This window comes from Winkia neuii subsp. neuii DSM 8576, assembly GCF_000420405.1.
Lineage (GTDB): Bacteria > Actinomycetota > Actinomycetes > Actinomycetales > Actinomycetaceae > Winkia > Winkia neuii.
Genome location: NZ_ATUW01000001.1, coordinates 316205 through 327728 on the forward strand (window position 1 = coordinate 316205; position 11524 = coordinate 327728).

General features: G+C 53.6%; 12 protein-coding genes. 2 read left to right on the forward strand and 10 right to left on the reverse strand.

All coding sequences use genetic code 11. The features are described from left to right. Positions 1 to 8: 8 nt before the first annotated feature. Positions 9 to 1643 (reverse strand): ATP-binding cassette domain-containing protein, encoded by a 1635-nt coding sequence (locus tag G437_RS0101430; RefSeq protein WP_083309786.1) that lies wholly within the window; start codon positions 1641 to 1643, stop codon positions 9 to 11. After that, complete coding sequence (locus G437_RS0101435; protein WP_024330824.1) at positions 1640 to 3196, reverse strand: ATP-binding cassette domain-containing protein; 1557 nt, start codon at positions 3194 to 3196, stop codon at positions 1640 to 1642. The genes G437_RS0101430 and G437_RS0101435 overlap by 4 nt, the downstream gene beginning before the upstream one ends. Before the next feature lie 119 nt (positions 3197 to 3315). Between G437_RS0101435 and G437_RS0101440 the strand changes: the two genes are divergently transcribed. Together G437_RS0101440 and G437_RS0101445 are read left to right on the forward strand one after the other, a co-directional pair. After that, complete coding sequence (locus G437_RS0101440) at positions 3316 to 4593, forward strand: aminotransferase-like domain-containing protein (RefSeq protein WP_024330825.1); 1278 nt, start codon at positions 3316 to 3318, stop codon at positions 4591 to 4593. Between the two features lie 2 nt (positions 4594 to 4595). Continuing rightward, the gene (locus G437_RS0101445; RefSeq protein WP_024330826.1) at positions 4596 to 5603 is read left to right on the forward strand and encodes a D-alanine--D-alanine ligase family protein; all 1008 of its coding nucleotides are present in this window, start codon (positions 4596 to 4598) and stop codon (positions 5601 to 5603) included. A 98-nt stretch (positions 5604 to 5701) separates the two neighbouring features. Here the strand turns inward: G437_RS0101445 and G437_RS0101450 are convergent, their stop codons facing one another. The 8 genes from G437_RS0101450 to rpmH all read right to left on the reverse strand — a co-directional run bounded on the left by G437_RS0101450 (position 5702) and on the right by rpmH (position 11405). Then, complete coding sequence (locus tag G437_RS0101450; protein WP_024330827.1) at positions 5702 to 6790, reverse strand: ParB/RepB/Spo0J family partition protein; 1089 nt, start codon at positions 6788 to 6790, stop codon at positions 5702 to 5704. Next, the gene (locus G437_RS0101455; RefSeq protein WP_034490107.1) at positions 6787 to 7656 is read right to left on the reverse strand and encodes a ParA family protein; all 870 of its coding nucleotides are present in this window, start codon (positions 7654 to 7656) and stop codon (positions 6787 to 6789) included. Before G437_RS0101455 ends, G437_RS0101450 begins: the two co-directional genes overlap by 4 nt. A 202-nt stretch (positions 7657 to 7858) precedes the next feature. Continuing rightward, positions 7859 to 8533 carry a 16S rRNA (guanine(527)-N(7))-methyltransferase RsmG gene (rsmG, locus tag G437_RS0101460; protein WP_024330829.1) on the reverse strand — a complete coding sequence of 225 codons (675 nt, stop codon included), beginning with the start codon at positions 8531 to 8533 and terminating at the stop codon, positions 7859 to 7861. Then, entirely contained in the window at positions 8530 to 9108 is a 579-nt protein-coding gene (locus G437_RS0101465) for a Jag family protein (RefSeq protein WP_024330830.1), read from the reverse strand. The genes rsmG and G437_RS0101465 overlap by 4 nt, the downstream gene beginning before the upstream one ends. 21 nt (positions 9109 to 9129) lie before the next feature. Beyond that, positions 9130 to 10530 (reverse strand): membrane protein insertase YidC, encoded by a 1401-nt coding sequence (gene yidC / locus G437_RS0101470; RefSeq protein WP_024330831.1) that lies wholly within the window; start codon positions 10528 to 10530, stop codon positions 9130 to 9132. Positions 10531 to 10538: 8 nt separating this feature from the next. Further along, entirely contained in the window at positions 10539 to 10898 is a 360-nt protein-coding gene (gene yidD, locus G437_RS11110; RefSeq protein WP_070622381.1) for a membrane protein insertion efficiency factor YidD, read from the reverse strand. Between the two features lie 20 nt (positions 10899 to 10918). Continuing rightward, complete coding sequence (rnpA, locus tag G437_RS0101480; protein ID WP_024330833.1) at positions 10919 to 11263, reverse strand: ribonuclease P protein component; 345 nt, start codon at positions 11261 to 11263, stop codon at positions 10919 to 10921. Between the two features lies 1 nt (position 11264). Beyond that, the gene (rpmH, locus tag G437_RS0101485) at positions 11265 to 11405 is read right to left on the reverse strand and encodes a 50S ribosomal protein L34 (RefSeq protein WP_024330834.1); all 141 of its coding nucleotides are present in this window, start codon (positions 11403 to 11405) and stop codon (positions 11265 to 11267) included. Positions 11406 to 11524 lie beyond the last annotated feature (119 nt).

The following is an 11524-nucleotide window of genomic DNA, read 5'->3' on the forward strand; positions in this document are numbered from 1 at the left end:
TTGTGCGTTCACACCTTTTTCCGGCCATTTTCTATTTGTATGTAGCGCAGGTCCGGGTCTGCTATTTCGTTTACTCTGTGGGTTATCTCTAGTACTGTCTTTCCCTGCAATCGGCTTTTGAGGTTTGTTCTTATTTGCTTCAGGGTCTTGGAGTCTAGGTGCGAGGTGACCTCGTCGAGCACGTACATGTCTGCCTGGCGCAGGAGTGCTCGCGCTAGCAGGAGCCGGCTTGTCTGCCCACCCGAGAGCTGGGTGGGCGTAATTGTTGCCTCTAATCCTCCGAGTGCTTCAATATCTTTGTCGAGGGCAACTACTTTGAGGGCGGCGAGCAGGTCGGTTTCGGCGTAGGGCTCGCCAAGGCGCAGGTTATTGGCCACGGTGTCTGTGATTAGTTTTCCCTCCTGACTGACCACGCAAATGCGCTTGCGTGCAGCCTCGGCAGAAACGGTATTTAGGTAAACCCCGTCAACTATTATTCCGCCCTCGTCGGGATCCCAGGCACGTGCCAGCAGTGCGCCTAACGTTGATTTGCCTGACCCAGACGGCCCGGACAAAACGACGTATTGGCCGGGGTAGATGTGCAGATCTAACCTGTTTAGTCCACGCTCAGTTTTGGGGTATTTGAAGCTAACCGCATCGAAAATCACTTCTGGTGCACCCTCTGTGCTCCAGTTTTTTCCCTGAAGCTGCTGTGGTGCTTGCCGCATCATAGCGAACACACGTAGGGCTGCCTGTTTCGCAGCGGTGCGCCCTCCAGATCCCTCCCGGAGAGCGGTGGCAGAAGCAAGTGCCCCCACAGCGACGCCGAGGGCGGCAAGCATTCTAGGGAGGGGTTGTGCAGCTGGGAAAGCTGCCAGAGCTGCCACGGCGGCGAGCGTAAGGGCATCCCAGGCCCAACCGATCCCCGCTCGAACGCCCCGGTAGCGCTGTACGCGTTCGAGGTCTGCGCCTACCTTATTGCTAAGTGCTGCTTCCGCCGCTAGGGCCTGCCCCTGTCGATCCGTACTCAGCAGATCGGGTAGTGCCCTACGCCAAGCGGTTAGGTTTTGTGCCAGCACACTTCGGTGCTTCAGCTCAGCTTTTTTTGCCTTGGTGATTGGGCCTTCGCTGAGCGCTGGGAGGGCGAACGCGCCTAGCCATAGCCCCACAACCAATGTCAGCCCTGCCGTAAACTGCGTCAACTGCCACACAGTGATTCCTGCGAGCACCGGAACCGTTAGTGCCGCAACTCTCGGCACTATTGTGTGCGCGTAATAAGCTTCTACCCGATCTATATCCCGCACAGCGGCAGGTAATACAGCTCCTATATCCAGGCCACCCACTGATGCCGGCGCCCCCTGAGCTAGGCGGTCAAATAGAGCGACTCGAAGATCAGCAAGCATACTGAAGGCAACTAAGTGACCAAAGTAGTGTTCAGCGTAAGAACACCCTGCACTAGCAATCCCCGTCAATACTAAAGCTGCAAACAATTCGAGACGGGGAGCTTTTCCGGCTACTGCACAACCTACTAGCACAAAGGCCAGAGCAAACATCGCCATCCGCGCTACCGCTCCGAGAATTCTTGCTAACGCTGAAATTACCAACGCTCTACGTCCCTGCTTGAGGCGACCCAGCAGCTGTCTAGTTACGGATTTTCCTCTCACTTCAGCGTCACCACCCTTTGTGCTGAGGCGATGGCTTCGGGCCGATGGGCCACGTGGACAATAGTTCGCTCTCCCGTTAGCTGGTTTATAACCCTAAGTATCTTTCGCTGACTATCTTCATCTACTGCTGCCGTGGGCTCGTCTAAAAGCAATATCTGTTTGCCGGTCAGTAGTGCCCGTGCTATTGCGATCCGGGCACGTTGGCCCCCAGATAAGTTTTTGCCGCCCTCGACAATTTTTATATCCAAGCCCCCACTAGCCCGCACCCACGACCCAATCTGGGCTTTTTCGAGCGCTTGCCACATTGTTTCCTCTTCTGCATTGCCTAGGCATTCCCGCAAGGTAGCTCCTAGAAGGTAGGGATTTTGCGGTACGTAAGCGATCGAGGAAAGCGCGGGAAAAGAGGTAGTTGAATCAACCTCGTCAATCGCTACCCGGCCCTTATCTGCTTTTACGAATCCGAGTAGAAGATTGACCAAAGTCGTCTTACCTGCTCCTGTCGGTCCAATTACCGCCACGTGCTCACCTTTTTCTATGCGCAGGTTGAAATCTCGCAATACAGGCTCTTGCTGCTTATAGCCCACCGTTACGTCAACTAAGTCAATTGCTGCCCCACTGCTATTCGATACCTCTTCAATGGGGAATTGCTCGAGACGCTTAGAAAAACCGGCAAGCGCCTTCTCACTTCCTCGCCCTCCCATAACCGACACGAAATACAACCCAGCTCTGTCGACAGGCCGCAACGCAATTACTAGCGACAGGCATGCTGCCACCGCCCTCCCCGTGTACGGCGCCTCATAACTGAGCACCAACGCCGTGGCCGCAAAACTTACTGAAAAAGCGAGTAGGTGAATCACGAGCAGTACAGACTGATTCACGGCCAGTAATGCCATCGTTTTGTTTTTTTGGCGGGAAGCTGAGCCCCTAACGCGCTTTGAAAGGTATTTCTGCCCCCGAATATAAGAGACAGACGCGAGGGCGTTGAGCGCTTCTAGGTACGAAGCCGAGAGCCGCTGCTCGGCCTTTCTATTTTTCATCGCGGATTTGCGAATGCGCTTTAAAAAGAATTGAACGGCAAATAGAGCCACGGCGCTAGTGCCTGCTAGAACTAACGCTGAACGCCACAAGCCCCACAGCAGCCACACTGCACTGACACAGAAAGGAGCATATAAAATCGCAAACAACTCAGGTACCACCCAGGTGCGCGAGGCTGATACTCGCTCCACAATACCTGTAGCTATAGCGGTAAATCTGCCCGCCTGCGGAGCTTTTAGGGGACTTGCGGAAAACAGCTTATGCAAAAGGCTTCGACGCAGCTGCCCTTCCTGGCATCCCGCAGCCCTGCCGGTACCCACCTTCGCCGCGAAATCACAAGCAGCTGCGCCAGCCACTAACACTAGCGACAGCCAGATCTGCTTTAACCCCGTGTGCTCTCCGGCTAGTAATGATTGTAAAAATGGGCTAGCAGCCAGCGCCGCATCGGCCAGCAGTAGTGGAACCAACACGGCCGCAACTACATTGGCGGCCAGATTCGCAGTAAACGTCTTTTGCACATTACAAGCCTAGCCGACCCATCTGAATTTAAACATTCGGTAATGTTAAACATGAGTTTCGCAAATTTTATGGAAATAGTGGCACTATATATTGCATAGCTGCCAATAAGGAGGCACATGTGACCACTAAGAAGACGCGGGATTCGCGTCCATCTAACCTTGACCAATGGGACGACATCTATTCACAGAAGGCACGCAACCTCAGGCAAAGTGAAATTAGGGCGCTATTCTCGGTTGTTTCAAGGCCCGAAGTCGTTTCGTTGGCCGGTGGAATGCCTAATATTAAGGACCTCCCGTTAGACCGTTTAGCGGAGTCAGCAAAGCAACTTATTGTTCGCCACGGCGCCCAAGCCATGCAATATGGTAGTGGACAGGGTTTCCCTGAGCTTCGCGAACAAATAAGCCAGCTTATGACATATGACGGTTATGCCCCGAACCCTGACAATATTGTTATCACTACCGGTTCTCAGCAGGCTCTAGATTACGTCACCCAAATTTTTATCGATCCGGGCGACATGATTGTTGCCGAGTCTCCTTCCTATGTGGGCGCGCTTGGGGTGTTTGAGGCTTATCGAGCACAAGTGACTCATGTGCCCCTAGATGACAAGGGCGTGATTCCCCAGGCCCTAGACGAAACCCTTTCCGCTCTAGAAAAGGCCGGCACCCCCGCGAAGATGTTCTACACTGTACCGAACTATCACAATCCGGCCGGGGTAACTCTTACCGCTGAACGTCGCCCAAAGATCGTTGAAATTTGCCGTAGGCATCACGTGTTGATTTTAGAGGACAATCCCTACGGTCTTTTAGGGTTCCATTCCGATCCGCTTCCCTCCCTACAATCCTACGATCCGAATTCTGTCGTTTACCTGGGTTCATTTTCGAAAATGTTCGCCCCTGGCTTTCGGATTGGGTGGGCCGCCGCTCCCCCCGCTATTCGACAGAAGCTGGTTCTGGCCTCTGAATCCGCAGTGCTGTCGCCTTCTATGGTCGGGCAAATGGCTATTAGCGCATACTTGCGCGATTACGATTGGTATTCACAGGTCAAGATTTTCCGTGCGATGTATGAAGAGCGTGCCGGTGCCATGCTTTCTGCGCTCGAGGAATATCTACCCTACTGCGAATGGACAAAACCCGAAGGCGGCTTCTACACCTGGCTAACTGTTCCCGAGGGAATTGACACCAAAGAGATGTTGCCTCGCGCGGTTACCGAGTTGGTTGCCTACACGCCGGGCACAGCCTTTTTCGCCGATGGGAACGGGCGCAGGAATATCCGTCTTTCGTACTGCTATCCCGAACCTGACCAGATTCGCGAGGGCGTTCGCAGGCTTTCAGTGGTGATGGATCGTGAGTTAGAGCTGCTGAATATTTTTGGCGGCAATAAGGCTAAGGAGAACTAATCATGGCTCACAGTGAACAGTCGTCCGAACAGAAGAAGGCAAAAAATGTCGCTGTAGTAGCGGGTGGGGTTTCTGGCGAGCGCGATGTTTCCCTCGCCTCTGGAACCCGCGTTGCTAACCGGCTAGTTCGTGCCGGGTACAAGGCAAAACTGATCGAATTTGGCCCTGATCTAATTTCTAAACTTCACGCTTTTTCGCCCGATGTGGTCTTTCCACTGGTGCACGGATCGCTTGGCGAGGACGGTACCTTACAATCGCTGCTTAAACTCGCTGGATTTCCCTTTGTTGGCTCAGGCCCACAGGCGTGCAAGTTATCTTCTGCCAAACCTGTGGCCAAATCTGTGGTTGCTAAAAATGGGCTAACTACTCCTGCTGCCGTTTCGCTTCCACAGCAGGCTTTCCAGCAGCTCGATTCGAACGAAATCCTCGATCTGCTCGAACAGAAACTCGGTCTTCCCATGATGGTGAAGCCCGCTCGTGGCGGGAGTGCCTTGGGCGTTACTTTTGTAAAAGATCGCGCCGATCTTTCTCGCGCCATGATCTCGGCCTTCTCTTACGATAGCGAGGTTCTTGTCGAACACTATGTGGAGGGGCGGGAATTAGCTGTTTCTATCGTGGATGATGCAGACGGCCCCACTGCCCTACCGGTTGTTGAGGTAATTCCGGAAGAGGGGCGTTACGACTACGACGCTCGTTACGAAGCCGGCCGCTCAGCCTTTGCCGTGCCTGCCGGATTGTCGGCGAAGGAACTCGAGGCCGTATCGGGGTTGGCTTTGAATTGCCACAAAGTCTTAGAGCTTTCCTTCCTCAGCCGCATCGATATCATTCTAGATAAACAAGGTACTCCCTGGTTCATAGATGCCAACGTAACGCCAGGCATGACCGACACCTCGCTGTTCCCGCAGGCGGCGGACGCAGCGCAGGGAACCAACTTCCAAAAGATTTTGGAGTCGCTTGTGCAGCGGGCGTTTACTCAAGGTGTCCGGGAAGTTACTGATATTACTGACTGACAAAGCGCTGTTAGTTTGGGGCGGGAGCCGTTTGGCTCCCGCCCCCACTGTTTCACGTGAAACATTCCTTTTCGGCTAGGTTTTATATCCCGACTATCTCATTTCAGCAATCCAGCAATACGAGCGAAATCTTGCTCATCTGCAAATTCGATCACGATCTTGCCCCGCTTTTTTCCAGGCTTTACCGAAACCCGCGTATCAAGTTTATTACCTAACTGATCCTGAAAAGACTGTTGCGTAGCACTGATTGCTATGGGAGTACGAGACTTTTTCTTTATTGGCTCTGCGGCACCATCCCGGAGGAATAATGCAATCTGTTCTTCCGTAGACCGTACAGACCACCCTTCGGAAACAATCCGCGAAGCGAACCGTTCCATATCCGCCACTTCTGAAAGTCCAAGTAGTGCCCGAGCATGCCCTGCAGAAAGAACTCCGGCTGCAACCCTTCTCTGTACGGGCGCGGGAAGTTTGAGTAGACGCACAGTATTAGCAATCTGGGGTCGCGATCTTTTGATTCGCACTGCCAACTCGGCCTGGGTGCAATCAAAATCTTCCATCAGTTGCTGATATGCGGCAGCCTCTTCAAGAGGATTTAGATTCGCCCTATGCAAGTTTTCCAAGAGGGCGTCGCGCAACAGATCAGATTCCGCAGTTTTACGAACAATCGCAGGGATCGTTACTTTGCCCGCTTGCTTCGAGCCTCGCCACCGTCGCTCCCCCATAATAAGTTCATAGTGTTCCCCTTTAGGGCCTAGTTCTTTCAGAGGGCGAACGACGATGGGTTGTAGCACACCTACTTCTTCAATCGAAGCGGACAGCTCGTCAAGTTCCTGTTCGTCAAAATTCCTTCTAGGCTGCTTCGCATTCGGAATAATATCTGCGATCGCTATTTCCCCGAACGATGCTCCCGGAACCTTCACTAAATTTGTTTCACGTGAAACATTGCCTGAAGGCCCGGAGGAGGCGGCCCGGCCTGCCTTAGTTGCGGCCTCTTTTTTCTTTACGGCCTTTTTCGGACGTTTGCGCGGCGAAAGCAGATCCGATCTGGATCCTCCCGACGGATGCTCCTTAGAATCGGGAAAAAATATATCAATCGGTTTACCCTTCTTGGGCTCAGGTTCACGCTGCTCAGAAGGAATCAGGGCCCCTAGCCCCCTGCCTAGCCCACCAGATCGACGCGCACTCACTCAAAACTCCTTTTATTTAATTCATACGCTGCTTCTTTATAAGCAAGCGCTCCCATGCCTTTGCGATCGTAACTAATGACTGTTTGAAAATAACTCGGCGCTTCTGAAACGGTTACATTCCTTGGTATCACCGTATGCAAAGCCTGCTCGCCAAAGTGCTTTCGAACTTCAGTCTCTACGTCTTTACCAAGGCGGGTACGCCGGTCCAACATGGTCATCAGAATAGTCGAAATGTGCAGCCCCGGATTGAACGCGTCCGCTATCCCGGAAATAGATCGCTGGAGTTGCGACAACCCCTCAAGTGCGTAATATTCAGCCTGCATTGGGATCAGCACTTCGTTTGCCGCTACGCACGCATTGAGGGTCAGTAGACCAAGTGACGGCGGACAATCTATGAACACATAGTGAGGATGGTGCTCATCGATATAAGCCTTAAGTGCATCGCGCAACAGGTATTCGCGACGCTCCGCGCTTGGCAACTCCATTTCCGCTCCTGCTAAATCAATGGTTGCAGGAACTACTTTGAGTGTCTTGAATTCCGGATTCTGAACCACTACCTCATCGATAGAAGCCTCCCCGACCAGCACAGAATAAGTATCTTTAGTACCGATTCCATGCGCAGCCCCAAGCGCAGTCGACGCGTTCCCCTGAGGATCCGAATCCACTACTAAGACGTCCAAGCCATTGTCGGCAAGCGCAGCCGCAAGGTTAACTACTGACGTCGTTTTGCCTACGCCGCCTTTTTGATTAGCTACCGCAATTACCCGGGTACCTTTAGGCTTTTCGAATTTGAGTTTCTTTAACCTTCGCGCCTTTTCGTTTCTAGCAGTCAACTTTTCTGCAAAAGACTTTGTACGTGAACTCACGCGCAATCCTCCCATGTCGATCTACCTAACCATCATAGTGGCCAGCGCCCAGGAATAACCCACTCAACCTACCTTGATTGGTATAGAAAAATCACATGATTCGCGGAGCCCTGCAGGGGACCCAAAATATTCAGTGGGGGTATGTTTCACGTGAAACATACCCCCACTGAATCTCCGCCTGAAATTTACGGGCTAGCGTGACTCAAATACGCAATGCCTCAACTACACGCGTAATTTCTTCCGGGTCATCTGGCGCGGCGGGTGACGGCAACTCATGAACCTTCACCTTAATCAACCGAGACCTCTTGAGGACGTGGCGTGCCTCTTCAACTTCCTGTCTGGCTTTGCGACCTTTGAGCGCTAGCAGCCTGCCATCTACATAAAGCAGGGGCGAAACCATGGGAGCTAGCTTTTTCATATTGGCAACAGCACGCGCAGTGACGAGGTGAAATTTCTTCGCCCTCTTGCGCTGCATGGCTTCCTGCGCTCTACCATGGATGAGTGTCACGTTGTCGAGCCCCATCTCGCTAACCACGTCGTCGAGCCACTCGATTCGACGCTCCATAGGTTCAATCAGCGTCACCTCAATGTCCGGACGCATAGCCGCCAGCACAATTCCAGGAAAACCGGCCCCAGAACCAATATCCGCCAGGCGAATACTGAATTCCTCATTCGGATCCTCAGGCGGCAGAAACTCTGCAACCTGGGCAGAGTTGACAATGTGTCGTGTCCATAGACGCGGAAGCTCTCGAGGACCGATAAGCCCGCGCAGCTCACCCTCATCGCGAAGCATGAACGAAAAATGTTCAAGCGGCGCAAACGAATAGCCTAGATAATCCTTTATTGCCTGCGAAGGTGTTTCGAGCTCGCCGCTCATTCGTCACCTTCGGGTGCCAACACCACTACGTAACGCTTCGGTTCGGAACCTTCTGATTCAGAGGTCAACCCGGCTTCGGCAACAACGTCGTGGCAGACTTTGCGCTCGAAAGGATTCATCGGCTTGAGTTCAACGTCCTCACCGGTCTCGCGCACCTGCGCTATGGCTTTTTCGGTAATCTTCCGCAGTGCAACTTTGCGGTCAGCTCGGAAGCCGGCCACATCTAGCATCAGCCGGGACCTTTGGCCCGTACGGGCCTGTACGGCAAGTCTTGTAAGTTCTTGCAACGATTCGAGTACGTGGCCATCCTTGCCAGCCAGCCGCTTCAGATCGCGCAGATCTTCCCCTTCGGCAACAATTTCGACGCTGGCACGATCGTTTTCTACGTCGATGTCTATGTCGCCACCAAGATCAGCTATATCGAGTAGCTCCTCGAGGTAGTCGGCCGCAATGTCGCCCTCTTCTTCTAACTGCTCCACCCGCTCGTTGGCACCGGTAGCAGTTTCCTCTTCGTCCCCGATAACCTCAATAGCGTTGTCGTCGGTCACCAGACCATTTTGGCTCTGATTTGGCATGTTTCCTCCGGAATTCGGCCCTTACTTCTGGTTCTTTTTCTTGCGCTTGGCCCTTGCGGCGCGCTGCCTTTCAACCCTGCGCCTTTGGATTTCGTCATCACTTAGTTTACCTTTGCCCTTCCCGTTGTTGGGCTGGGCTAGATTGCGGCGCCGTTTGGCCTCAGCGGCTCGTTCGGCTTTGGACATGTTGCGCGATGGCTGGTACCGCTGCTGCCCTTTTTGTGTGCCTGAAACCCGCTGCGCCTGTTGCTGGAGTTTATTCTGCTCCTCAGCCTTCTTCATCATCTTTTCCATGAAGGTTTCTTTAGTGCGCGGCTTCGGTTTTTCGTTTTCCAGCTGTAGTTTGACGCGACGCTGGCGCATTTCTTCGAGCATCTCGGCACGCAATTCTACGCCGCGCAGCAGCTTATCTTTGTCGGGGTTGTCAGCGAGGACGGCATTAGCGTCGTCGTTGCCCTTGGCAGCAGCCTTTGAAATCTTTGTAGCGGCTCCCTTTACCTGCTCGTCGCTTACTCCTAGCTTAGCCAACTCGCCGTTGTATTCTGCCTCGCGTTCCTCGCGGTAGGTGGCGTACTTACCCTTGTTCTTTTCAATAAGGCGGTCGTGAGCCGGCGAGCCGGGCGTGGGCATCCGCCAGAGGACGAAGGCCTGCTGGAAGGTAGTAAAGATGTTAGTGGTTGCCCAATATACGAGCACACCAATAGGAAGCGCCCAACCCGAGAACGCCATGATAAGCGGCATCGTGTACATCATGGACTTGTTCATCCGCGCCATCGGATTGTCCCCTGAAAGGGCGGAGGCCGGCATATTCTTCATAGTCAACTGGCGCATCGTCAGGAACTGGGTGAGCATCATCAGAATGATCAGTGCCAAAGCGACGATCTTTGTGCCCCAGTCGGGGGCGTTGACCATTGACGTCGAAAGTGGGGCGCCAAAGAAGGTAGAATGCTGAATCTCGTTGGCCAACGAGGCATCGATTGGACCAATTGCAGGCTTAGCATAGGTGCCGTTCGCTACCGCACCTAGAGAGAACAGAAGCCGGAATAACGCAGCAAAAATCGGCAGCTGCACTAGCATGGGCCAGCACGAGGCCATGGGCGAAACACCATACTTCTTGTACAGTGCCATGGTTTCTTGGCTCATTTGCTGCTGCGAGACTTGGTCTTTGCGGCCCTTGTATTTCTCGCGGATCTTCATCATCTCGGGCTGCACCACTTGCATCGAGCGCGAAGACTTAATCTGTTTCAGATACAGAGGCCATATTGCACCGCGAATGATTAGTGTCAAACCGACAATCGCCAAAACCCATGCAGGCCCTGCCCCGCCAGAGAATCCTAGGAAGGTTAAACCTTCATGAACCCCATACATAATCCAGGCGATCAGCCACTTTATGGGGAAGAGAATTGTGTCGTACCAACCCATTAGGTGTCCTAACTGTGTTGCGGGCCAGCGCTGGCTTCAGCTTTTCTAGCTGCGAGCGCGGTTTCCACTATGTCGTTTGCTTTACCGTTCTGGCCTGCGTCTAGGGCACGCCAGTAAGCGGTCAGTTCTGTTTCAGTGAGTCTTTCGGATGGACCCGGCCTCCACTGCCCTTTTAGGGGCACGTAGTCGAGTCCTCCGTTACTCCACGGATTGCAGCGCGCCAGGCGCCACACCGCCAGTATGAGCCCTTTTATGGCTCCGTGTATATTTATCGCGCTCAGAGCGTAGGCAGAACAAGTTGGATAATACTTGCAGCGTGGTCCAGACAGCGGGGATATCCACCTTTGGTATCCCCTTACAGCTGCCATCAATGCGCTCTTGGCGAGGTTCACTGTTGGCCCACCTTTTTGCAGGCCTTCACGATGGCGAGGTCGAGGCTTTCTTCGAGCGCGTGAAAGCTCACTCCCCGGATGCCAGGGAGCACGCGAATTGCTACCTTACGTCCCTCTATTTGCTCAAGCCTAGAAGCCATCAGGTGGCGCAACCGCCTTTTCACCAAATTGCGGTCGACTGCGTGCGGGAACACTTTTTTGGGCACAATGAAGCCGACCAGAGTGCTTGTATCACTCTGGTCGCTCATGTGTACCACCATTTGCTTAGTCGCCCCGCGCACCCCTTTTATTGCGGTGGTGAAATCGGCGGGGTCAACCATCCGGTGCTCCCGGGGAAGCACCTTAGGCGCTGAGGGACTTGCGGCCCTTGGAACGACGCCTTGCAATCACGGCGCGGCCAGAACGGGTGCGCATGCGGGCGCGGAAGCCGTGCTTGTTGGAGCGGCGGCGGTTGCTGGGCTGGTAAGTGCGCTTTGTACTCATAACTTCTCCTGTTGTTTAGGGGATTCCCCTCAAGTCTGGTGGTGGCCCTAAAGAGGGCACAAACAAACATCAAGGGTACGTATCTGTTGGGCCTATTTCAACAGCCTTTGGCCAGGTGT